23 protein-coding genes are annotated in these 20,610 nt (G+C 72.6%); 8 read left to right on the forward strand and 15 right to left on the reverse strand.

Going from position 1 to position 20,610, the window contains the following annotated elements:
• Positions 1 to 62 precede the first annotated feature (62 nt).
• Both ACFV5H_RS04960 and ACFV5H_RS04965 read right to left on the reverse strand, forming a co-directional pair.
• Positions 63 to 1,295, reverse strand: coding sequence for a ricin-type beta-trefoil lectin domain protein (locus tag ACFV5H_RS04960; protein ID WP_385192869.1), 1,233 nt, complete (start codon positions 1,293 to 1,295; stop codon positions 63 to 65).
• Between the two features lie 168 nt (positions 1,296 to 1,463).
• Positions 1,464 to 1,820, reverse strand: coding sequence for a hypothetical protein (locus ACFV5H_RS04965; RefSeq protein WP_385192871.1), 357 nt, complete (start codon positions 1,818 to 1,820; stop codon positions 1,464 to 1,466).
• A gap of 136 nt (positions 1,821 to 1,956) precedes the next feature.
• Between ACFV5H_RS04965 and ACFV5H_RS04970 the strand changes: the two genes are divergently transcribed.
• From ACFV5H_RS04970 to ACFV5H_RS04980, 3 genes are all read left to right on the forward strand, one after another.
• Positions 1,957 to 2,439, forward strand: a complete 483-nt coding sequence (locus ACFV5H_RS04970) for an ABC transporter substrate-binding protein (RefSeq protein ID WP_385192873.1) — start codon at positions 1,957 to 1,959, stop codon at positions 2,437 to 2,439.
• A 98-nt stretch (positions 2,440 to 2,537) separates the two neighbouring features.
• Entirely contained in the window at positions 2,538 to 2,960 is a 423-nt protein-coding gene (locus ACFV5H_RS04975; protein WP_385049594.1) for a DUF350 domain-containing protein, read from the forward strand.
• Between the two features lie 571 nt (positions 2,961 to 3,531).
• Positions 3,532 to 3,792: a hypothetical protein gene (locus ACFV5H_RS04980; protein ID WP_385192875.1), complete on the forward strand. Its 261-nt coding sequence runs from the start codon at positions 3,532 to 3,534 to the stop codon at positions 3,790 to 3,792.
• A gap of 19 nt (positions 3,793 to 3,811) precedes the next feature.
• Here ACFV5H_RS04980 and ACFV5H_RS04985 read toward each other — a convergent pair whose 3' ends face one another.
• The 9 genes from ACFV5H_RS04985 to ACFV5H_RS05025 form a co-directional block, all read right to left on the reverse strand.
• Positions 3,812 to 4,300, reverse strand: coding sequence for a hypothetical protein (locus ACFV5H_RS04985; protein WP_385049588.1), 489 nt, complete (start codon positions 4,298 to 4,300; stop codon positions 3,812 to 3,814).
• A 149-nt stretch (positions 4,301 to 4,449) separates the two neighbouring features.
• Positions 4,450 to 5,415, reverse strand: a complete 966-nt coding sequence (locus tag ACFV5H_RS04990) for a YihY/virulence factor BrkB family protein (RefSeq protein ID WP_385049585.1) — start codon at positions 5,413 to 5,415, stop codon at positions 4,450 to 4,452.
• 62 nt (positions 5,416 to 5,477) lie between these two features.
• Complete coding sequence (locus tag ACFV5H_RS04995) at positions 5,478 to 5,738, reverse strand: hypothetical protein (RefSeq protein ID WP_385192877.1); 261 nt, start codon at positions 5,736 to 5,738, stop codon at positions 5,478 to 5,480.
• A 67-nt stretch (positions 5,739 to 5,805) separates the two neighbouring features.
• Entirely contained in the window at positions 5,806 to 6,156 is a 351-nt protein-coding gene (locus ACFV5H_RS05000; protein ID WP_385049579.1) for a DUF3140 domain-containing protein, read from the reverse strand.
• A complete protein-coding gene (locus ACFV5H_RS05005; protein ID WP_385049576.1) occupies positions 6,153 to 6,386 on the reverse strand; it encodes a DUF2945 domain-containing protein in 234 nt (77 codons plus the stop codon). Before ACFV5H_RS05005 ends, ACFV5H_RS05000 begins: the two co-directional genes overlap by 4 nt.
• A gap of 132 nt (positions 6,387 to 6,518) precedes the next feature.
• On the reverse strand, positions 6,519 to 8,750 hold the full coding sequence (gene katG, locus ACFV5H_RS05010) for a catalase/peroxidase HPI (RefSeq protein WP_385049573.1): 2,232 nt from the start codon (positions 8,748 to 8,750) through the stop codon (positions 6,519 to 6,521).
• Between the two features lie 33 nt (positions 8,751 to 8,783).
• Positions 8,784 to 9,221, reverse strand: a complete 438-nt coding sequence (locus tag ACFV5H_RS05015) for a Fur family transcriptional regulator (RefSeq protein ID WP_385049569.1) — start codon at positions 9,219 to 9,221, stop codon at positions 8,784 to 8,786.
• Positions 9,222 to 9,327: 106 nt separating this feature from the next.
• The gene (locus ACFV5H_RS05020) at positions 9,328 to 9,873 is read right to left on the reverse strand and encodes a DUF488 family protein (RefSeq protein ID WP_385049567.1); all 546 of its coding nucleotides are present in this window, start codon (positions 9,871 to 9,873) and stop codon (positions 9,328 to 9,330) included.
• A 23-nt stretch (positions 9,874 to 9,896) separates the two neighbouring features.
• Complete coding sequence (locus ACFV5H_RS05025; RefSeq protein WP_385049703.1) at positions 9,897 to 10,586, reverse strand: helix-turn-helix transcriptional regulator; 690 nt, start codon at positions 10,584 to 10,586, stop codon at positions 9,897 to 9,899.
• 87 nt (positions 10,587 to 10,673) lie between these two features.
• On the opposite strand from ACFV5H_RS05025, the gene ACFV5H_RS05030 reads away from it, so the two are divergent.
• Positions 10,674 to 11,105, forward strand: a complete 432-nt coding sequence (locus tag ACFV5H_RS05030; RefSeq protein ID WP_385049564.1) for a hypothetical protein — start codon at positions 10,674 to 10,676, stop codon at positions 11,103 to 11,105.
• A gap of 7 nt (positions 11,106 to 11,112) precedes the next feature.
• On the opposite strand, the gene ACFV5H_RS05035 is transcribed toward ACFV5H_RS05030, so the two are convergent.
• On the reverse strand, positions 11,113 to 11,994 hold the full coding sequence (locus ACFV5H_RS05035; RefSeq protein WP_385192879.1) for a YegS/Rv2252/BmrU family lipid kinase: 882 nt from the start codon (positions 11,992 to 11,994) through the stop codon (positions 11,113 to 11,115).
• Positions 11,995 to 12,052: 58 nt separating this feature from the next.
• Complete coding sequence (locus tag ACFV5H_RS05040) at positions 12,053 to 13,645, reverse strand: FAD-binding oxidoreductase (RefSeq protein ID WP_385192881.1); 1,593 nt, start codon at positions 13,643 to 13,645, stop codon at positions 12,053 to 12,055.
• Positions 13,646 to 13,727: 82 nt separating this feature from the next.
• Between ACFV5H_RS05040 and ACFV5H_RS05045 the strand changes: the two genes are divergently transcribed.
• Together ACFV5H_RS05045 and ACFV5H_RS05050 are read left to right on the forward strand one after the other, a co-directional pair.
• Entirely contained in the window at positions 13,728 to 14,336 is a 609-nt protein-coding gene (locus ACFV5H_RS05045) for a TetR/AcrR family transcriptional regulator (protein WP_385192884.1), read from the forward strand.
• Positions 14,333 to 15,913, forward strand: coding sequence for a glycerol-3-phosphate dehydrogenase/oxidase (locus ACFV5H_RS05050; RefSeq protein ID WP_385192887.1), 1,581 nt, complete (start codon positions 14,333 to 14,335; stop codon positions 15,911 to 15,913). The genes ACFV5H_RS05045 and ACFV5H_RS05050 overlap by 4 nt, the downstream gene beginning before the upstream one ends.
• 8 nt (positions 15,914 to 15,921) lie before the next feature.
• Here ACFV5H_RS05050 and ACFV5H_RS05055 read toward each other — a convergent pair whose 3' ends face one another.
• Positions 15,922 to 17,973 (reverse strand): discoidin domain-containing protein, encoded by a 2,052-nt coding sequence (locus tag ACFV5H_RS05055; RefSeq protein ID WP_385049551.1) that lies wholly within the window; start codon positions 17,971 to 17,973, stop codon positions 15,922 to 15,924.
• 174 nt (positions 17,974 to 18,147) lie between these two features.
• Positions 18,148 to 18,498 carry a hypothetical protein gene (locus tag ACFV5H_RS05060; RefSeq protein WP_385049548.1) on the reverse strand — a complete coding sequence of 117 codons (351 nt, stop codon included), beginning with the start codon at positions 18,496 to 18,498 and terminating at the stop codon, positions 18,148 to 18,150.
• 132 nt (positions 18,499 to 18,630) lie between these two features.
• Here ACFV5H_RS05060 and ACFV5H_RS05065 point away from each other — a divergent pair, with 132 nt between their 5' ends.
• Complete coding sequence (locus ACFV5H_RS05065) at positions 18,631 to 19,461, forward strand: PP2C family protein-serine/threonine phosphatase (RefSeq protein WP_385049546.1); 831 nt, start codon at positions 18,631 to 18,633, stop codon at positions 19,459 to 19,461.
• 51 nt (positions 19,462 to 19,512) lie between these two features.
• Entirely contained in the window at positions 19,513 to 20,517 is a 1,005-nt protein-coding gene (locus ACFV5H_RS05070; protein ID WP_385049544.1) for an MASE1 domain-containing protein, read from the forward strand.
• Positions 20,518 to 20,610 lie beyond the last annotated feature (93 nt).

The raw sequence follows: 20,610 nt of genomic DNA on the forward strand, positions 1-20,610 counted from the left end.
TGAGACACACCGCTGCCCCGGACCGGCCGGTCCGGGGCAGCGGTGTGTCCGGCACCGTCGGTTCAGCCGACGGTCCACTTCTGGTTGGCGGCGCCCGTGCAGGTCCAGATCTGCAGGCGGGTGGCGTTGGCGGAGTTGTTGCCGGTCACGTCCAGGCACTTGTCGGCCTGCGGGTTGACGATGTCGCGTGCGGCGGTGACGACCCATTTCTGGGCGGCGGTGCCGTTGCAGTCCCACAACTGGACGGGCGTACCGTCGGCCGTGCCGCCCGAGGCGACGTCCAGGCACTTGCCGAGGGCGCGGATGGTGCCGTCGGAGCCCACGGTCCAGTTCTGGGCGGAGGTGCCGTTGCAGTCGTAGAGCTGTACGGCGGTGCCGTTGGCGGTGTTCGCCCCGGCGACGTCGACGCACTTGCCGGCCAGGCCGCGGATCGCGCCGCCGGCCGGCGAGCCGCTGGTGGTCACCGACACGTGGTCCACGACGAGTTGCTGCGGGAAGACGGTGGAGCCGTCCGGGTCACCGGGCCAGTAGCCGCCCACCGCCAGGTTGAGGATCAGGAAGTACGGCTTGTTGAACACCCACTGCTTCCCGCCGAGGTCGGCGGGGGTGCGCCGCTGGTAGACGTTGCCGTCGACGGACCAGGTGATCGAGTCCGGTGCCCAGTCGACGGCGAAGGTGTGGAAGGCGTCCGCGAAGGCCTGTCCGCCCGGCAGGGTGTAGCCGGCGCCGATGCCGCCGGAGCCGGAGTAGCCGGGGCCGTGGATCGTGCCGTGCACCGTGGAGGGTTCGAAGCCGACGTTCTCCATGATGTCGATCTCGCCCGAGTCCGGCCAGTTGACCGGTGTGCCCAGCATCCAGAACGCGGGCCACATGCCCTGCCCGCGCGGGACCTTCATCCGCGCCTCGACGTGCCCGTACTGCGCGGTGAACCTGCCGGAGGTGTTGAGCCGGGCCGAGGTGTACTGGCAGGTGCCGTACCAGCACTGGTAGTTGGCCGGGTTCTCCTTGCGGGCCGTGATCACCAGATGGCCTTGGCCGTCCAGGGCGGCGTTCTTGTTGCCGGACGTATAGTACTGCCGCTCGTGGTTGTTGACGTTGTCGCCGGTCTCGATCTGCCACTTCGAGGAGTCGACCGCCGCGCCGGCGGGCCCGTCGAAGGTGTCCGAGAACGTCACGGCCGCCGCGGCGGTGGCATCGGCCGGTTCCGCCCTCGCGGTCCCTGCCGCACCGGACGCGACCAGCGCGGCGGACACGGCGGCGATCAGCCATCTGCGGAGTCTGCGCGGAGAGGACATGGCTCTCCCTTTCCGTACGGCGACCCGGATGTACGGGTGCGCCGACCGAGGTTGTGGGGGTGAATGTGCAACCACTTGATTTAAGAAGTGAGATAAGAGGGCGTCAAGACCCTGGTACGGACCAGGATTCGGCGGTTGCGACACCCGGGCCGTTCCCCGGGTTCCCGTTCAGGCCGTCGTGCCCCATGAGGTCCGGTGTGCGCAGCCGTGGTCGTGCTCGGTCGCGCACGACGTCCACCAGCGTTCGCAGCACGCGGCCTCCACCTCGGCCCGGGCGAGCGCGGCGGCCGCCGCGTCGCGCCACGCGGCCCGGCGCCCCTCCCGTTCCCGCAGGACGGCGACGGCACGCCGTTCGTCGGCGACGACGGTCTCCCGCACGACACCGATCACGGGGGCGAGCGAGGCGACCGCCATCGCGAGGGTGGTCCAGAGAGGGACGGTGCCCCAGGTGCGTACGGTGCAGAAGGAGAGCCAGAGGGCGACGGCGACGTACATGACGGTGAGGGTGCGACTGCCCCTGCTCATGGCTGGTTCTCCTTCTCGGTCCGTCCGGTGGACTTCTGATGCCCCGGATGCGCGCGGGCATGACTCCTCGCCGACGACACAAGCAACTCTCTTTGCATGCAGACGAGTTGCCACCCGACTACGCCCCCGGGGCGCGGTGCTGCTCCCCGGGCTGCGCCAGGAGCGTGCCGCCTCCATCGCCCGCGCGCTGCGGGAGGCGGGCCACCGCGGGGCGCGGGTCGCGGAGGAACAGGTGCTCGGCGGCCGGTTCCTCGCCGAGGCGGAGGGCTGGATGGTGGGCACCGCCTACGCCGCCGCCGACGCCGACCCGCACACCCGGGCCTTCGCCGCCGCCCACCGCGAGCGTCACGGCCGCTCCCCCGCGCCCTGGGCGGCCGAGGCCTACGGCACCGCCCGGTTCGCCGTCCACGGCCTGGCCGCCGCCGGCGACGACGGCCCCTCCGCCCTCCGCTCCGAGCTGCTGCGCCGTCCCCGGCAGGGCATCACGCGCCGGTTCTCCTACGATCCCGGCGGCCAGTTCTTCGACGCCGCCGAGGACGGCGGCGCCTTCCTCCACCGGATCAGCGGCGGCGCCGCCCGCTTCGTCGCCCGCGCGGACGACATCGGCCGGAGGACATGACGGGGCGCCGGACCGGGGTGTCGAACGGGTGCGCTACATTTTGCACGCCCTTGACCGCGATCATTCACGATCTCTCACGCTACGGAGCCGGCAACCCCATGAGCGACATCGTCAACGGACTCGGCCGGGCCACCGCCTACGGCGCACTCGGCCTGGTTCTGCTGGTCCTCGGCATCGTCCTGGTCGACGTGCTGACGCCCGGAAAGCTCGGCCGGCAGATCTGGCAGGAGCGCAACCGCAACGCCTCGGTGGTGCTGAGTTCCTCGCTGCTCGGCATCGGCGGCATCGTGTTCACGTCGATCTGGACCACGTACGAGGACTTCGGCAAGGGGCTGGTGTCGACCGCGGCGTTCGGCGTGCTGGGGCTGGTGATGATGGCCGTGGCGTTCCTGGTGGTGGATCTCATCACCCCGGGGCGGCTGGGTGCCACGCTGGTCGAGCCCGAACCCCACCCGGCGGTCTGGGTGACGGCGTCCTGCAACCTCGCGGTGTCCGCGATCATTTCGGCGTCCATCGCCTGACGCGGGTTCCCTCGTACCGCCCGGCTGCCGCGTCCCGGGGCGCGGCAGCCGGGCGGTGGCGGTTCGGGAGCGGTCGCGGGTGAGCGTGTCCGGCGCCGTCGGGGAGCGGCACCGGTGCACGCGTGCCATGAACGGGCGATGCGATGGAAGCTCGAACGGACCCACGCCCGCACCTGGCCCGACGAACAGCCGTAGGAGCTCTTCAGCGAGGGATTCCCGGAATTCATCACGGCCGACCGGCGGGTCAAGGAGTACATAGGAAGGGTCCGGGAGTGGTTCCCCGACCTGGACCTCATGCTGGTCGACGAGCACGGCACACCGGTCGCCTCCGGCTGGGGTGTTCCGGTCCGCTGGGACGGGCTGGCCGGGACGCTCCCCTCCGGTTACACCGAGGCACTCGTCCGGGCCGTCGAGGGCCGGAAGCAGGGGGTGGCGGCCGACACCCTGGTGATCTGCGGAGCGGTCGTCACACCGTCACCGAAGGGCCGGGGAAGCCGGTCTGCACCGGGTCGTCGCCCCGGTCCGGCCGACGACGAAGGCGCGGTACCCGCTGACACCGATCGAGACCTTCATGCGGTGGCGCCGCGAGGACGGGACCGCGCTCGACCTCTGGATCCGGACCCGTCAGCGGCTCGGCGCCGGGATACTGGCCGCCGCTCCCGCCTCGCAGATCATGACCGGTACCGTGGCGGAGTGGGAACGCTGGACCGGGATGGTCTTCCCCGAGTCGGGCGACTACGTCATCCCGGACGGGCTCGCCCTGCTGCACGTCGACCGCTCCACCGACCAGGGCGTGTACCGGGAACCCAACGTCTGGATGCGGCACTTGTGAATCCCGCCGCCCCGTCCGGTCAGGCCACGCGGGCGCGCTCCCGTACGGGGCGTGCCGGCTCGGGCCGGACCCGGGGGGCCGGTTCGGTGCGCGGGGCCGACTGGGCGCGGGTGACCGACTGGGCGCGGGTGGCGGTGCGGACGCGGTACGTCGTGCGGTTGGGGTCCACGACGGGCTCGCCGAGGGTGATCCGCCCGGCCGCGTGCAGCTCGTCGCATTCGGCGGTGGGCAGGGCGGCGTAGCAGCCCCCGGCGCCGGTGGCCGAGTCGAGCGGGCGCCAGTAGCTGTACCTGCGGCGGCCGTTGGCGTACTCGGTGACGTACGTGGGAGTGCGGGGGTCGGAGATGATGCGCAGCACATCGGTGCGGGTGGTGCCGGCCGGGGGGCGCGGCCGGGAAGGGGCGGCCGGGAACTCGGTCGTTATCGGCCCGCCACGACGGTGGTCCGGTCGGCGGCGCGCGGTCGGCAGGGCGATGAGGGTGTGGGAGCGGTCGACGGTGGCGAGCATCAGCAGGACCTTTCCGGAGCCGGGATACGAGACCGTCTACCCAGCGCGGCGCCGGAGTTGATCTCCTTTTCCGATCATTGTGCAACCTCACACCGACAACGCGCATACGCCACGCCCAAGTTCCCCACCGGCGTGTTCGTCCCGGCCGGTCAGGCGCCCGGTCCCGGGTCCGGGCGGACCGCCGCGTCGACACCTGCGCGCGCCGCTTCGAGCTGGGCCGCGAACGCGATGCCGAGGAGGAGGGCGACAGCCGTGAGGTACGCCCACAGCAGCAGCGCGATGAACGCGGTGAGCGGCCCGTACAGGGCGCCGAACGCCCCGCTGCCCTCGACGTACAGCGCGAGCAGCCATGTCGCCGCGACCCACAGCAGCAGATGCACGGCCGAGCCGAAGGCCAGCCAGGTGTAGCCGGGCTGGGCCCGCCGGGGCGACCAGCGGAAGACCACCGCCGAGGCGACCCACGCCAGTGCCAGCCCCACCGGCAGCTCCAGCACGGTCCACCACCTCGTGCCGCCGCCGGATCCCCCGGTCACCTCGACCACCGCGTCGCTCACCGCGTCGCCGGCGACGAGCACGACGAACCCGAGGACCAGCGGCAGGCCCGCGGTGAGCGCGAGGAGGACGGCCCTGCCGTACTTGCGGGGGAAGGGGCGGTCGCGTTCGATCCCGTAGATGCGGTTGGCGCCCCGCTCGATCTGGCCCATGGCGGAGGCGAGGTTCAGCAGGGCGAAGCTCAGGCCGAGCCAGAGCGCCAGCGTGCTCCCGAAGTCGTCGTGGGCGCTGCGCCGGGTCCCCTCGAAGGCGTCCTCGACGATGTCGGCGCTGGCGCCGGGCACGATCCGGCCGAGGGTGAGTTCGATGACCCGTCCCACGCCCTCGGTGTGCACGGAGGTCGCCAGGCCGACCAGCGCCACGGTGAACGGCACCAGGCCGAGGACGACCTGGAAGGCGAGCGCCCGCGCGTTGGAGAAGCCGTCCGCGTAGCGGAAGCGGGAGAAGGAGTCGGTCAGCAGCCGCAGGCCCCCGTAGTGCCGCAGCGCGGCGAACGCCTCGTCTCCGGAGAGTTCCTCTCCGATCATGTCCCGGGTCTGCGGGACGTGGACGACGGTTCCCATGCGCGGACACTCCTCGCGTCGAGTGGCTCTGCTCCCCTCATTGATGGCCCGTTTCCCCGACGTCACACCTGCGGGCCCCACATACGGCCGTCGATGCGGTGCGGGCAGTGGGCGAGGGTCGGGTGGACCGCCTCCGTGATGTCGTGCCCGTCCCACGAGCCGGCATGCGCGACGTCCTCCCGTGAGTCCGCTCCCGGTCCTTCCGACGACGTGTGCCGTGCCGGTGCGTCGCGCCGCTGTCGATGTCCGCCGCACACGGCGGTGGCCGCCGTGGTGAGTGCGGTGAGGACAACACCGTGGCGGTGCACGGTGGTTGTGTTCACCGGCCGACCCTGGCGGGATGGACCTCGCACGGGCGTACGGCCCCCGGGGGGTCCGTGGGCGGTGGTGTCAGGACGCGTCGCCGAGCGGGTCGTGGCCCCAGTTCATCAGCGAGTGGCGCCAGCGCGTGTCGCGTACGTCGCCGGACGGGCGCTGGGCGAGATGGCGGCGGATGTAGCCGACCACCTTGCGCATGTGCGCGTAGTCGTCGTCGGAGAGGTCCTTCCTCCCGGTACGGAGGATGCCGACGATACGGCGGCCGGACGCGTGACCGGTCGACTCACCGCCGTCCGCGTGCTGACCCGCGCTGCGGGACTCCTCCGTGCCGAGCCACTTCTCGAGGTCGGCCGGCTTCATGTTGACCAGCTCGCGGAACTCGTTCCAGGTCTCGTCCTCGCGGTCCGCCTCCACGGCGCTCACTTCCTCTTCTTGAGCGCGGAGGGCTTGTGGACCGCCGGCTTGCCCGACTTGTCGCTGCGCACCTCGTACTGCGGTTCCTCCTCGGAGGCGGCGACCGTGCGCCCGGCCGCCTCGGTGCGCTCGGTGATCTCCTTCTCGACCTTGCCCGTCGTCTCGCTGCCGTGGCTGCTCCAGGCGACCTCGTCGCCCTGGTGGAGGTCCTTCTTCCCGCGGTCGCTGCCCTTGCCCATCCCAGGCGCCTCCTTCAGGTGGCGGTCGGCTCGGTTCCAGCCTGGTGGCACGGTGGCCCGCCCGCATCCCGGGGCCGACGCGCGTCCGGGCCGGCCCCCGGAGGGCCGGCCCGGATCAGCGGGGCGGAGGGATCAGACGAGGTCGAACCGGTCGAGGTTCATGACCTTGTCCCACGCCTTGACGAAGTCCCGCACGAACTTCTCCTTGGCGTCGTCGCTCGCGTAGACCTCCGCGAGCGCGCGCAGTTCGGAGTTCGATCCGAACACGAGGTCGGCACGGGTGCCGGTCCACCTGACCTCTCCGGTGGCCGCGTCGCGGCCCTCGAACGTGGTCTGGTCCTCGGACGTCGACTTCCACGTCGTGCCCAGGTCGAGCAGGTTGACGAAGAAGTCGTTGGTCAGGGTGCCGGGGGCCGTGGTGAGCACGCCGAGCGAGGACTGCTGGTGGGTCGCGCCCAGGACCCGCAGACCGCCGACGAGGACGGTCATCTCGGGGGCGCTCAGGGTCAGCAGGTTGGCCTTGTCCAGCAGCAGGAACTCGGCGGGCAGGCGGTTGCCCTTGCCGAGGTAGTTGCGGAAGCCGTCGGCGGTCGGCTCGAGGGCGGAGAACGACTCCGTGTCCGTCTGCTCCTGCGAGGCGTCCACGCGGCCCGGCGTGAACGGCACCTCGATGTCGAAGCCGGCGTCCTTGGCGGCCTTCTCGACGCCCGCGGCGCCGGCCAGCACGATCAGGTCGGCGAGCGAGACCCCCTTGCCGCCGGTCTGCGCGGAGTTGAAGGACTCCTGGACGCCCTCCAGGGTGCGCAGCACCGTCGCCAGCCGGTCGGGGTCGTTGGCCTCCCAGCCGCGCTGCGGCTCCAGGCGGACGCGCGCGCCGTCGGCGCCGCCGCGCTTGTCGCTGCCGCGGAAGGACGAGGCCGACGCCCACGCCGTCGACACCAGCTCGGACACCGACAGGCCCGAGGCGAGGATCCGCTCCTTGAGGGCGGCCACGTCCGCGGCGTCGATCAGGTCGTACGTGCGCTCCGGCAGCGGGTCCTGCCACAGCAGGGTCTCGGAGGGCACCTCCGGACCGAGGTACAGCGACTTCGGACCCATGTCGCGGTGGGTGAGCTTGTACCAGGCGCGGGCGAAGGCGTCCGCGAACTCGTCCGGGTTCTCCAGGAAGCGCCGCGAGATCGGGCCGTAGACCGGGTCGAAGCGGAGCGCGAGGTCCGTGGTCAGCATCGTCGGCTGGTGGCTCTTCGACGGGTCGTGGGCGTCGGGCACGGTGCCGGCCCCCGCGCCGTCCTTCGGCCGCCACTGGTGGGCTCCGGCGGGGCTCTCGAACAGCTCCCACTCGTAGCCGAAGAGGATCTCGAAGAAGCTGTTGTCCCAGGTCGTCGGCGTGTTGGTCCACGTCACCTCGAGACCGCTGGTGATCGTGTCACCGCCCTTGCCGGTGCCGAAGGTGCTCTTCCAGCCCAGGCCCTGCTCCTCGAGGCCGGCGGCCTCGGGGTCGTCGCCGACGTGCTCGGCCGGGCCGGCGCCGTGGGTCTTGCCGAAGGTGTGGCCGCCCGCGATCAGGGCGACGGTCTCCTCGTCGTTCATCGCCATGCGGCGGAACGTCTCGCGTATGTCGCGGGCCGAGGCGATCGGGTCCGGATTGCCGTTGGGACCCTCCGGGTTGACGTAGATGAGACCCATCTGGACGGCGCCGAGCGGGCTCTCCAGCTCACGGTCGCCGGTGTAGCGCTCGTCGCCGAGCCAGGTGGACTCGGGCCCCCAGTAGACGTCCTCCTCCGGCTCCCAGACGTCGGCACGGCCGCCGGCGAAGCCGAAGGTCGTGAAGCCCATGGACTCCAGGGCCACGTTGCCGGAGAGGATCAGCAGGTCGGCCCAGGACAGGCTCTTGCCGTACTTCTTCTTGACCGGCCACAGCAGCCGCCGGGCCTTGTCGAGGTTGGCGTTGTCCGGCCAGCTGTTGAGCGGGGCGAAGCGCTGCTGGCCGGCCCCGGCACCGCCGCGGCCGTCGCTGACGCGGTAGGTGCCCGCGCTGTGCCAGGCCATCCGGACGATGAGCGGGCCGTAGTGGCCGAAGTCGGCCGGCCACCAGTCCTGCGAGGTGGTCAGCACCTCGGCGATGTCCCGCTTCACCGCCGGAAGGTCGAGGGCCGAGAACGCCTCGGCGTAGTCGAAGTCCTCGCCGAGCGGGTTCGCCACGGCCGGGTTCTTGGCGAGGATCTTCAGGTTGAGGCGCTCGGGCCACCACTGGCGGTTTCCGCCGCCCTGGGTGGGGTGCGGGGCGCGCCCGTGCGCGACCGGGCAGCCACCCGCCTCCTCCGTCTTGGGTTCGGTGACGATCGCGTCGTGGTTCTCGGTCATGGGAGTCCTTCCGGGCGGAAACGTTCGCGCAGTTCAGCTGCTGCGGGAGGTGGAACAGCCGGGGCACAGGCCCCAGAAGACGACCTCGGTCTCGTCGATCACGAAGCCGTGGGCGTCGGACGCGGTCAGACAGGGCGCCTCGCCGACCGCGCAGTCGACATCGGCGACGACACCGCAGGAACGGCACACCAGATGGTGGTGGTTGTCCCCGACGCGTCCCCCGTACCGGGCGGGGCCGCCGGCCGGGGCGATACGGCGCACCAGCCCCGCCTCGGTGAGCGCGTTGAGCGCTTCGTACACCGCCTGCAGGGAGACCCGCCCTATGCGCCGGCGCACTTCGGAGGCGATCGCCTCGACTCCGAGGTGGCCGCCCTGGCGGACGGTTTCGAGGAGGGCGACGCGGGCCGCCGTCGCGCGCAGGCCCGCACCGCGGAGCTCCTCGGCCGCGGTCGACGGCCGGGATGCGGTCATGGGCCGAACCTATAGGCCCAGACACGAATAATTCCAGAGAACGAACGGGTCCAGTCTTGGGTCGTGTCCGGTAACGGTGGGTGGCTCCCCGGTTGTGCCGCGCCGGCTACCCCGAGGCGGCGGCGGTGTCGTCGTAGACGAGCAGTCCGTCGTCGCGCAGGCGTGCGCCCGGTGTGGGACTGTGCCGCGTGTGGCGTCCGTCGTGCATCAGGTGACGCACCGGCACCTGGCGGGCGAGAAGGGCGAAGTCGGCGATGAGCCGCCGGTGGCACCGCCACCACACGGATTCGCCGCACATCACCGCGGTCGGCTCGCGGGCGGCCTGTTCCAGCAGGGTGTCCATCGCGGTGACGAACTCGGGGGTGCGGGTGTGGGCGGCGTAGCCGCGGAAGGAGTCGTTGCGCCAGACCGTGTCGGGCGAGTCGGGCGGTGGTTTGCGGAAGCCGCCCAGGTCCCGTTCCCAGCGGTAGGCGATGCCGGCCCCGGGGAGCCATGCGGCCAGCCGGGTCCGTGCCAGGTCGGGGTCGCGGCGGCTGCCGGGGCCGATCCGCACGTCCACGACGGCGGAGATCCCCGCGTCGCGCAGCAGCGCGGTCAGCGCTTCCCGGTCCGCGGTGCCGTGGCCGAAGGTCGACAACTCGCGCGGGGTCATGGGGGTTCCTCCTGGCGGCCGGGTCAGGCGGCGGGCTCCAGGCGGACGCAGCACCGGCCCGGTTCCGGCGCCAGGCGGGCCTCGAATCCCGTTCCACCGAGCCCTTCGAGGACTCCGCGCATCAGGTGCAGGTTCATGCCGCACACCGTCTGCGTGTGGGCGCGGGCCAGTGCGTGGAAGGGGCAGTTGCCCAGGACGACGGACCCGCCGTCGTGGCGCGGCTCGAAGCCGTACCGCTCCAGCACGCGGAGGACCTCCCTCCCGTCGCCGTCCGTCCCCAGTCGTACGCCCAGCTCCCGCGCCCTGCGGTGCAGTACGTCGCGTACGGGTTCCCCGCCGGCGGCGGATTCCTCCACGGCCCGGGCCAGCAGCCGGCCGGCGAGTTCGTAGCGCCGGTCCGGGAGGCTGACGGCGATCTGCGCGGCCGAGCGGCGGTAGAGCTTGGCCGGGCGGCCCGCGCCCGGACCGCTGCGTCCGCTGCGCCGGACGTGGAGCACGTCGAGCAGGTGCTCCGCGGCCAGCCGGTCCAGGTGGAAGGCCGCGGTCTGCCGGGCCAGTCCGAGCGCCTCGGCCGCCTCGTCCCGGCCGACCGGGTGGCGCCGGCCCACCACGTAGTCGTAGAGCCGCCGGCGGGTGGGCTCGTCGAGGGCGGCGATGGCCGAGATGGCCGAGCCGTCCCTGTCGCGTACTTCTCCCGTGTCGTCCACGAACACCAGTGTAAAAGCAACAGCCATTGACTAAAGAGAGGATCGGCGCTTCTATCGTTAATGAGAGTTGCCTTTAGAAGAAGGGTGCAGGCCATGGCCTCCACAACCACGAGCGGCACGTCGGTCACGCCTCGGCGGGCCGCCCTCACCGACCCCGGCTACCAGGCGTTCGTCATCCTGCGCACCGGCTTCACCGTGGCGCCGGTCCTGTTCGGACTGGACAAGTTCGCGAACCTCCTCGTCGACTGGCCCGCCTACCTCGCACCGTGGATCGACGGCATCGTCCCGGGCAGCGCGCAGGCGGCGATGTACGCGGTGGGGGTGGTCGAGATCGTGGCCGGCGTCGTCGTGGGCATCGCGCCGCGCTTCGGGGGCTGGCTGGTCGCCGGCTGGCTCGCGGGGATCATCGTCAACCTGCTCACGCTGTCCGGCTACTACGACATCGCGCTGCGCGACTTCGGGCTGTTGCTCGGCGCGGTGGCGCTCGCACGGCTGGCCCGGCGCTACCACGGCACCCGGTCCTGAGCGGCGGTCAGTACAGGACGCTCAGGGCTCCGGGCAGGACCCTGGCCGTGACGGGGAGGACGGCGTCGACCTCCCCGTCGGCGCCGTAGGGGATCTCCCGGTCGGCCTCGATGCGGATCTCCTTCCCCCGCAGGATCCGCACCTGGGGCCGGCGGACGTGGGTGCCGGCCCCGAGTTCGTTCATCAGGGCGAAGAACAGCCGCCGGGGCGCCTGACGGATCATGACGACGTCCAGCAGTCCGTCGTCCACGCGGGCGCCGGGGGCGATGACGCGGCCGGAGCCGTAGTGGCCGGAGTTGGCGGCCACCACCGTGTACCCGGTGTGCGGGTGCTCCTCGCCGTCGACGGTGACCCGGTAGCGGGCGGGCCGCCAGGTGGTGACGGCCCGCAGGCCGCCCGCGTAGTAGGACGCGGAGCCCTTGAGCAGCCGGGACCGGTTGGCGTGGCGGTTGGCGAGCGCGTCCACCCCGGCGTACACGCTGCCGAGGACGACGGTGCGGTCGTGGACGGCCGAGGTGACCTCGATCGTGTCGACCTGCCGCGGCTCGCCGTGGAGCAGGATGCGGGCCAGGTCCGCCGGGTCCCGGGGCAGTCCCAGCGCGCGGGCGAAGTCGTTGCCCCGGCCGGCCGGGACGAGGCCGAGCGTCGCGCCCGTTCCGCTGAGGGCGCCGCCGACACCTCCCGCGATGCCGTCCCCGCCGACGGCGAGGACGATCCGCCCCCGCCGTCCGGCCTCGCGGGCCAGTTCACGCGCGTGGGCCAGGCTGTGGCTGTACTCGGTCCGCAGGTCGGCGCCCTCCTCGCGGAGGTGCCGGGCCAGGGCGAGCAGGGCCGCCGCTCCGGTGGCCGCGCCCGCGGTGGGGTTGACGACGGCGGTGAACTGGCGCATCGGGGTGCCTCCGGGCGGGCCGACGGAATGGGGAGGACGGGCGGTCAGGGGTTCCTGGTCAGTCGGCGGGCAGCAGGACGCCGGGGTTGAGCAGCCCCGCCGGATCCAGTCGCCGCTTCACGGCGCGCAGGGCGTCGACACCGAGCGGGCCCGCCTCACGGACGTACCAGTCCCGGTGGTCGGTGCCCACCCCGTGGTGGTGGCTGATCGTGCCGCCGGCGGCGAGGATCGCCTCGCCCGCGGCGTGCTTGGCGCGGGTCCAGTCCGCCACGGGGTCCTCGCCCTGGGCGGAGACCACGGTGAAGTAGAGCGAGGCGCCGTTCTCGTAGACGTGGGAGATGTGGCACATGACCAGCGGCGGGGTGCCGGCCTCGGTGAGGGTGGCGGTGAGCGCGTCGCGGACGGAGGCGTACAGCCTGGGGACGCGGGACCAGAAGGCCGCCGTCTCCAGCGTCTCGGCGAAGGCCCCGGCGTCCAGGAGCGCGTCGCGCAGGTACGGGGCCGAGTAGCGGCCGTGTACCCAGCGCCGGCCCGGCTCCTCGCCCAGGGGGGTACCGCCGCACGCGCTCAGGACCGCCGCGGCGCGCTCCCTGCGGTACTCCGTGTCCTCCTCCGTGCCTTCGTACCCCGCGATCGCCGTGCAGCCGGTGGCCTGTGGTGCGCCGGAGCCGATCGCGTCCGGGTTCGCCAGACCGATCAGCGTCTCGGTCTCGTCGGACAGGCGCAGCACGGTGGGCCGCGGTCCGTCCTGGGCGAGCCGGCGCAGGGCGGTGGTCCCCTCCTCGAACGTGGGGAAGTGCCAGCCCTCGTGGACGCGGGCCCGTGGGACGGGCCGGACGCGTACGGTCACGGAGGTGATGACGCCGAACGCGCCCTCCGAGCCGAGGACCAGCTGGCGCAGGTCGGGTCCGGCGGCCGAACGCGGGGCGCGGCCGGTGTCGAGGGTGCCCTCGGGGGTGGCGAGGGTGAGGGAGAGCACCATCTCGTCGAAGCGGCCGTAGCCGGCGGAGGCCTGGCCGCTGGAGCGGGTGGCGGCGAAGCCGCCGATGGTGGCCCACTCGTAGGACTGGGGGAAGTGGCCGAGGGTGAAGCCGTGTTCGGCGAGCAGCGCCTCGGCCCGCGGGGCGCGCAGACCGGGCCCCAGGGTGGCGGTGCGGGAGACCGGGTCGAGGGCGAGCAGGCCGTCCATGCGCCGCAGGTCCAGGGCGGCGAAGGCGCCGCGCGATTCCGGGGCGAGGCCGCCGACGACGGAGGTGCCGCCGCCGAACGGCACCAGCGGCAGGCCGTGTTCGGCGCACACCCGCAGGACGGCGAGCACCTCCTCGTGACCGCCGGGCAGGAGTACGGCGGCCGGGACGGCGGCGAGGTCACCCTCGCGGATGCGCAGCAGGTCGGGGGTGGACTTGCCGCGCGTGTGCCGGATGCGCGTCCCGGCGTCGGTGCGGACGTGGGCCTCGTCGCCCAGGGCCTCGACCAGGGCGCGGCGTGCGGCGGGCGCCAGCGGACTCTCCGGGACGGTCAGGTCCTCGATGGCGACGGGCCCGGCCTCCCGCGGCCTGACGCCGAGCAGATCGCGCAACAGCCCGATCACCGTGCCGGGCAGCGGCGTCGCCTCGGCCGGGTCCCCCCAGCCGCTCCACAGCATGTCCATGGCTGTCGTCCTCACCGGTCGGTCGGAATGAGCGGGGCCGTCGAGGTCGTCCGACGGCCGCCGTGGCGTTACACTGTGACACATGACGCCTATTCGTCACAACGGTTCCGGCGGTTCGGACAACGACGCGGTGCTCGACGCGGTGCGGGACTGCGTCCTGGCCGTCGGGGTCCGCCGCACCACGCTCACCGACGTGGCCCGCCGCGCCGGGGTCTCCCGGATGACGCTGTACCGGCGGTGGCCCGATGTGCGGTCGCTGGTCGGCGACCTGATGACCCGGGAGTGGATCGCGGTGGCCACCGGGGCCCTCCCCGAGCGCGGACCGGGGGCGCCCGCCCGCGACGTGATCACCGAAGGACTGGTGGCGGCGGTCCGCGCCTTCGGCTCCCATCCGCTCTTCCGGAAGATCCTCGACGTGGACCCCGAGCTGCTCCTGCCCTATGTGCTGGACCGTCGCGGGGCGAGCCAGGAGGCCTTGCTGGAACTGCTGGCCGGCTCCCTGCGCGAGGGGCACGCCGACGGCTCGGTGCGCGCGGCCCACCCCGAACGGCAGGCGCGGTCGGTGCTGCTGATCGTGCAGTCCTTCACCCTGTCCCTGCGGACCATGACCGACGAGGACGACCCCGAGCTCGCCCCCGAGGCGTTCCTCGGCGAGCTGCGCGACATCCTGGAGAGGACCCTCACGCCATGAACTCCCCCGGTGGCCCCGCCTCCGCCTCGTCCCTGTCCGCCGGCCGGCGCGCGCGTGAACTGGCCGACTCCGTCGGCGGCCCCGTCGTCGACGTGCTGGTCGTCGGCCTCGGCGCCACCGGCGCGGGGGCGGCGCTGGACGCCGCCGCGCGCGGGCTGGGCGTGGTCGCCGTCGACGCCCACGACCTGGCCTTCGGCACGTCCCGGTTCAGCAGCAAGCTCATCCACGGCGGGCTGCGCTACCTCGCCTCCGGACGGCTCGACGTCGCCCACGAGAGCGCGGTCGAACGCGGGGTGCTGATGGAGCGCACCGCACCCCACCTCGTAGGGGCCCAGCCGTTCGTGCTGCCCCTCACCCCGCTGGTCTCGCGCGGTCAGGCCGCCCTGGCACGGGCGGGGTTCCGGGCCGGCGACACACTGCGCCTGGCCGCCCGCACGGCACGGACCACCCTGCCCCCGCCGCGCCGGCTCTCCGCGGTGGAGACCCTTCACCTCTCGCCCGCGCTGCGGCGCGACGGTCTGCGCGGCGGCCTGCTGTCCTGGGACGGCCGGCTCACCGACGACGCCCGTCTGGTGACCGCCCTCGCCCGTACGGCCGCGGCGCGCGGCGCGCGGATCCTGACCCGGGTCCGGGCCCTGGAGCTGACCTCGACGGGCGCCCGCGTCCGTGACGAACTCACCGGCGAGGAGGGCGAGATCCGCGCCCGCGCGGTGGTCAACGCGTCCGGTGTCTGGGCGGGCGGCCTCGTCGACGGCGTCCGGATCCGGCCCTCCCGGGGCACCCACCTCGTCCTGCGCCCGGAAAGCCTCGGTCCTCTGCCCGCGGGGCTGCACATCCCGATCCCCGGGGAGAGCAACCGCTTCGTCCTCGTGCTGCCCCAGGACGACGGCCGGGTCTACGTCGGTCTCACCGACGAACCCGTGGACGGCGACATCCCCGACGTCCCCCGGGCGCCCGAGGCGGACATCGGCTTCCTCCTCGACGTCCTGTGCTCCGTCCTGCACGCGCCGGTCCGCCGTGCCGACGTGGCAGGCGCCTTCGCCGGCCTGCGCCCCCTGCTGGACACGACGGCGGCACACTCCGGTACGGCGCCGAGGACCGCCGACCTCTCCCGGCGCCACGCGGTGCTCACCTCGTCCGAGGGCGTCGTCACCGTCGTCGGCGGCAAGCTCACCACCTACCGGCGGATGGCCGAGGACGCCGTCGACACCGCCGTCCGCGTCCGGGGGCTGCCGGCCGGCCCGTCCCCCACCGCGTCCCTGCCCCTGGTGGGCGCCGCGCCGCCGCACGTCCTCGCCGGACTGCCCGCGCCCCGCCGTCTCGTCCGGCGGTACGGCACCGAGGCACCGGCCGTGCACGCGCTCGGCGCGCGGGACGCCCGGCTGGGCGAACCGGTGCTGCCCGGGTATCCGGTCACCGGCGCCGAGCTGCTCTGGTCCCTGCGCCACGAGGGTGCGCTCGACGAGGAGGACGTCCTCGACCGCCGTACCCGCATCGGACTCGTCCCCGCCGACCGGGCCACGGCGCTCGACGCGGTGCGCGAGCTCGTCGACGGGGTTCTGTCACAGGGTGGTTGAGCTCCGCGTCAGCGGCCGTGGACACCGACCTCGCGGATCGAGTACCCCCACTCGGTCCCCCGGTCCAGGAACTGCACACGGAGGTGGCGGGCCGGCGCGGGGGTGAACACAGCTGTGTCCAGGCCTCCGTCGCCGGAGGTGGTGGACCAGGCGGTGCGCCAGTTCGTGCCGTCGGTGGAGAGGTCGACGCGGTACGACGTGCCGTACGCGCGTTCCCAGTCCAGGGTGACGCGCCCGACCTGGCGGGTGGCGCCGAGGTCGACGCGGAGCCACTGGTCGTCGCTCCAGTCACTGGCCCAGCGGGTGCCCCGGTCGCCGTCCACGGCCCGGTCGGGCGCGTAGCTGGTGAACGGGTTCCACTCCGCCGAACTGGCCGTGGCCGGGGCGCCGTCGGCGAGGTTCACCCCGGCCCGGTGCTGTTCGGAGGCGCCCCAGGTGTCGAGGTAGGACTCGGCGCCCTTGAAGAGGTCGTCCACCACGTGCTGCCCGCCGACGCGCCGGATGTCCTCGATCCAGTCGGGGACCAGGCCGTAGTGCGCGGCTCCGTCGGTGTTCAGGTCCCAGGTGCGTTCGCCGGTGGTCTGCCGGTCGAGCACGGAGCCGCCGTCGACACTGCGGAAGGGGTAGGTGACCGCGTCGGGCGCGTCCGCGCCGCGCGGGGCCGGCCAGCCGCCGACGCCGTTCATGTCCGTGCCGTAGCCGTAGCCGACGCCGTACTCGTCGCGCAGCGCCTCGGTGCGGTCCGCCTCGGCGACGAAGCCCTCCGAGCCGTGCATGTACTGGGCGGCGAACCCGCCGAGGCCGTAGACCCGCTCGGTCCAGTCCAGGTCCATCCAGCTGTGCGACGAGATCACGCCGGGGTAGGACGCGGCCTCGAAGATGTCGAGCACCCGCCCGGTGGCCTTGACGCTCATGTGGTCGATCTCGAGCATCATGTTGCGTTCCATCATGCCGCGGACGGCGTACTCGCCGAGTTCGGTGAGCCCGCGGACGTTGCACCGGGCGTCCTCGTCGTACGACGGGACCTCGACGCCCGCGGGAAGCTCCTTCTCGGCTCCGGGCGCGGAGGCGAGCCCGATCGGGTTGTCGGCCTGCGGACCGGTGCACTTCTCGGTCTGCCAGAAGGTGCCGGTGGACAGGAACTGCCCGACGTTGATCGCGGTGCCGAGCGCGCCCTCGTCGAAGCGCACCCCGCACAGCGCGTTGTCGAACTTGTGGCACAGGAACATGCTGCGCACGCCGAGTGCGTACAGCTCGTCCAGTCCGGCGTCGATGTCGGCCCTGTCGCACTGCGCGATGTCCAGGACCTGCTTGCAGCCGAACGGTTCCGAGGTCTCGACGCCGAGGACGACCGCGAGCTTGCCCTGCGCGACGACGTCACGGGCCTGGGCACTGTCGGTGACGATCCGGAACCAGCCCTTGCCCGGCCCGCCGTACATCCCGTCGACGTAGGCCTGCATGTCGTACGTCAGCTTCGCCTGCAGCCGGATGGAGGTCATCTCGTCGCAGCTGCGGTCCTTGAAGAAGTACACGGAGCAGATCACGCCGTTGGTGACGAGGTCGTTGACCATGACGCGCTGTCCGCCGCGCCAGGCGCGCTCGATCCAGGCGTAGTAGTTCTGCTGGTGGGTCAGGGAGTCGTGCGCGGGCCAGTCCTCGAACGTGGGCCAGCCGACCGGGTCGTGCCTGCCGTCACCGCCGCCCGTGATGAAGTCGAAGATCGCCAGCGAGCCGTCGGGGTAGTGCTCGGGGCAGTCCTTGAGCGCGTCGGCGATCCCCTTGGCGGAGAAGGCCTTGCCGCAGATGAGCCGGCCGCCGAACGCCTCGTTGGCCATGATGTGGTTGTGCGCGTCGACGAACCCGCGCACCTCCCCCGCGGCGTTCGCGCCCTTGAACGGCTCCCCGGTGACACCGATCCCGGAGTCGGGCGCCGGCCGGGCGACCGGGTCCCACCAGTCGCCGCCGGCGGCGGAACTGGGCGTGGGCACGAGGGCCGCGGCCAGTACGAGGAGGAGCAGCGATACGACCCCGAGGTGTCGTCGGGTGCGGTACGTGGTCATTACGCACGTCCCTCCGTCGCGGAGTTGTCATGACCGGTGCAAAGCTATGGGGGGAGGATCGCTACTGGCGCGTACGACGTCAAGGGCGCGCGTCACCCGTCCGCTTCGGACCTCCCGCGAGAAGCCGCGGACCGCGGCACCACCCCATGGCTCCCCGGCCCCTTCGCCCCGGAACTACCCCTTGCCGCCCGCCTCGTAGTGCAGGGAGATGGAGCGCAGGACGTCGGCGGAGGAGACGTCGGTGCGGCCCTCGTCGTGGATCTCGGCGAGCTGGACGAAGGCGAAGGTGAGCGCGGAGGTGATCTGCACGATGGCGGGGCCCAGCTTCTCGGTGACGATCTCCGCCACCTCGCGCGCGCTCGCGTCGGCCGGCAGCTGGATCCGCGGCAGCATCTCCTCCAGGAGCTGGGCGACGGCTCCGCTCCCCGCCACATCGGCGTCCGGATCCGTACGGAGCCGCCGTCGCATCTCGAGGGCCTCGGTCAGGATCCCCACACCCCGCTGCATGATCTCCCGCTGCTCCATGGACACAGCCTAGACATGGACTGGCCCGGCCGAACCGCTTCTGACTATCATCCTTTGCATGTATGGATGAGAGCTTTGTCCACCGAGGGCGGCCACCACGCGCGCGGGTGCCCTCGTCCGAGTGAGTGATCCATGTCCCGCACCGGCTCCACGGACGACGGCGACGAGCTTCTGGTCAGGCTCAGGACGCTGACGGCACAGGCGCGTGCGCAGGCGGAGGTGCAGCGCTCCCGGGTCGAGCTGGCCATCGCCCTGCAGCGCGGCATGCTGCCGAGGGGACTGCCCGCCGCCGACGGTGTGCGGCTGGCCGTGCGGTACGCGCCCGCGTACCAGGGCCTCAATGTCGGCGGTGACTGGTACGACGCCTTCACCATGCCCGACGGCCGGATCGGCCTGTCGATCGGCGACGTCCAGGGGCACAACATCGAGGCGGCCGCCTTCATGGGGCAGGTCCGGGTCGGGCTCCGGGCGCTCGCCTCCGTCGACAGCGAACCGGGCGAGCTCCTCGCCCGGACCAATGAACTGCTGCTGTCCCTCAGCTCGGATCTCTTCGCCACCTGCACCTTCATGCGGCTCGATCCGGCCACCCGGCTGCTGGAGAGCGCGCGGGCCGGGCATCTGCCGTGCGTGTGGGCCACCGCGGACGGCCGGTCCGGGGTGACCGAGGACGAGGGAGGCCCCCCGCTGGGGATCCTGTCCGGGGCGGTCTATCCCGTCACCCGTTACCGGCTGGACACGGGCGGGGTGTTCGTGATGCTCACCGACGGGGTGGTGGAGGGACCGTCCATGCGGCTCGACGAAGGGCTGGACCAGGTGGTGCGGCTGGCGGGCGTCGCCGCGGTCGCGCGCATGGACACGGACGCGCTCGCCGCCGCCCTGATCAAGCAGGCGGAGCGGGTGGGGCACGACGACGACGCGGCCGTCATGGTGCTCGGGCACGACGGACCGGCCACTCGGCCATAGGGCCGCAGTCCCGCGCGTCCCACCTCGCCGACGCGGCGGCCTCGGTGTCTGATGGCTTGTGTGGTGGCTCGCCAGGACCTTCGTACACCGGCTGTCTTCGTGCTCGAGACGCTGGCCGTCGCCGCCTGCTACTACGCGGGGGGACGGCTGGGACTGCTCCTCGAGCTGACCGTCGCGGGCGCGGTGGTCTCCCCCGTCTGGCCGCCGACGGGAGTGGCCGTCGCCTTCCTGCTGATGCTCGGGCCGCGCTGCTGGGCCGGGATCGCCCTGGGCGCCCTGTTCGTGCTCATGCACCTCACCTCGCTCCGGCTCGCGTCGGTGGGCCTGCTGGTGGGCAACACCGCCGCGCCCGTGTGCGGGTACCTCCTGTTGCGCAAAGCGGGTTTCCGTACTGATATCAGCCGATTACGGGACTGTGTCAGCCTCGTGTTCCTCGGCGCCTTCGGGGCCATGCTGATCAGCTCGACCATCGGCGCCGCCCTCCTCGTCGGCACGGGCGACCTCCCGGGCAGGAACGTCTGGGGGATGTGGCTGGCCTGGTGGGCGGGTGACGCGATGGGCGTCCTGCTCGTCACTCCGGTGCTGCTGCTTCTTCCCCGGGCGCGCGTGCCGACGCACATGGGGAGGTGGAAAGAGGCGGTGGGCCTGGTGGTGCTGGCGGGCTGCCTGGTGCCCCTCGCCACCTTCAGCCCGGCCAGTACGCTGTTCGTCATCTACCCGCTGCTGATCCTGGCGGCGCTGCGGTTCGAACTCCCCGGCAGCATGCTGTGCGCCCTGTTCTCCTCCGTCCTGGCCACCATCGCGGCGGCCGACCGCATCGGGCCGTTCCAGCACCAGTCCGACGTGGAGGCCATGCTCAACCTCCAGGCCTTCAACGGGGCGATGGCCCTGACCTCCCTGCTGCTCTCCGCGGTGATCACCGAGCAGCACAACACCAGGCGCTCGGTGGAGCGTGCGTGCCAGGAGCTGGTCGAGGTGCTGGAGCATCTGACGGCGGGGGAAGCGTCGGCCCGGCCCCCGCGGGAGGAGGACGGCCGGCCGCGGGACGAGGACTGATTTTCCTCGCCCCCGCCGCCCCTTCCCGTCCCGAACCCGGGGCTCCGCCCCGGACCCCGCTCCTCAAACGCCGGAGGGGCTGACTCTCAGCCC

The organism is Streptomyces sp. NPDC059787 (assembly GCF_042732315.1).
GTDB classification, from domain to species: Bacteria; Actinomycetota; Actinomycetes; order Streptomycetales; family Streptomycetaceae; genus Streptomyces; species Streptomyces atrovirens.

Excerpts from the sequence above, each read along its gene's own strand:
- ACFV5H_RS04975 (WP_385049594.1), top strand. The coding sequence starts at position 2,538 with ATGAGCGACATCGTCAACGGACTCGGCCGGGCCACCGCCTACGGCGCA.
- ACFV5H_RS05045 (WP_385192884.1), top strand. The coding sequence starts at position 13,728 with ATGACGCCTATTCGTCACAACGGTTCCGGCGGTTCGGACAACGACGCG.
- ACFV5H_RS04980 (WP_385192875.1), top strand. The coding sequence starts at position 3,532 with ATGCGGTGGCGCCGCGAGGACGGGACCGCGCTCGACCTCTGGATCCGG.
- ACFV5H_RS04960 (WP_385192869.1), bottom strand. The coding sequence starts at position 1,295 with ATGTCCTCTCCGCGCAGACTCCGCAGATGGCTGATCGCCGCCGTGTCC.
- ACFV5H_RS05035 (WP_385192879.1), bottom strand. The coding sequence starts at position 11,994 with ATGCGCCAGTTCACCGCCGTCGTCAACCCCACCGCGGGCGCGGCCACC.
- ACFV5H_RS05040 (WP_385192881.1), bottom strand. The coding sequence starts at position 13,645 with ATGGACATGCTGTGGAGCGGCTGGGGGGACCCGGCCGAGGCGACGCCG.
- ACFV5H_RS05050 (WP_385192887.1), top strand. The coding sequence starts at position 14,333 with ATGAACTCCCCCGGTGGCCCCGCCTCCGCCTCGTCCCTGTCCGCCGGC.
- ACFV5H_RS05060 (WP_385049548.1), bottom strand. The coding sequence starts at position 18,498 with ATGGAGCAGCGGGAGATCATGCAGCGGGGTGTGGGGATCCTGACCGAG.
- ACFV5H_RS05055 (WP_385049551.1), bottom strand. The coding sequence starts at position 17,973 with ATGACCACGTACCGCACCCGACGACACCTCGGGGTCGTATCGCTGCTC.
- ACFV5H_RS05005 (WP_385049576.1), bottom strand. The coding sequence starts at position 6,386 with ATGGGCAAGGGCAGCGACCGCGGGAAGAAGGACCTCCACCAGGGCGAC.
- ACFV5H_RS05020 (WP_385049567.1), bottom strand. The coding sequence starts at position 9,873 with ATGACCCCGCGCGAGTTGTCGACCTTCGGCCACGGCACCGCGGACCGG.
- ACFV5H_RS05065 (WP_385049546.1), top strand. The coding sequence starts at position 18,631 with ATGTCCCGCACCGGCTCCACGGACGACGGCGACGAGCTTCTGGTCAGG.
- ACFV5H_RS04985 (WP_385049588.1), bottom strand. The coding sequence starts at position 4,300 with ATGCTCGCCACCGTCGACCGCTCCCACACCCTCATCGCCCTGCCGACC.
- ACFV5H_RS05015 (WP_385049569.1), bottom strand. The coding sequence starts at position 9,221 with ATGACCGCATCCCGGCCGTCGACCGCGGCCGAGGAGCTCCGCGGTGCG.
- katG (WP_385049573.1), bottom strand. The coding sequence starts at position 8,750 with ATGACCGAGAACCACGACGCGATCGTCACCGAACCCAAGACGGAGGAG.
- ACFV5H_RS05030 (WP_385049564.1), top strand. The coding sequence starts at position 10,674 with ATGGCCTCCACAACCACGAGCGGCACGTCGGTCACGCCTCGGCGGGCC.
- ACFV5H_RS05070 (WP_385049544.1), top strand. The coding sequence starts at position 19,513 with ATGGCTTGTGTGGTGGCTCGCCAGGACCTTCGTACACCGGCTGTCTTC.
- ACFV5H_RS04965 (WP_385192871.1), bottom strand. The coding sequence starts at position 1,820 with ATGAGCAGGGGCAGTCGCACCCTCACCGTCATGTACGTCGCCGTCGCC.
- ACFV5H_RS04990 (WP_385049585.1), bottom strand. The coding sequence starts at position 5,415 with ATGGGAACCGTCGTCCACGTCCCGCAGACCCGGGACATGATCGGAGAG.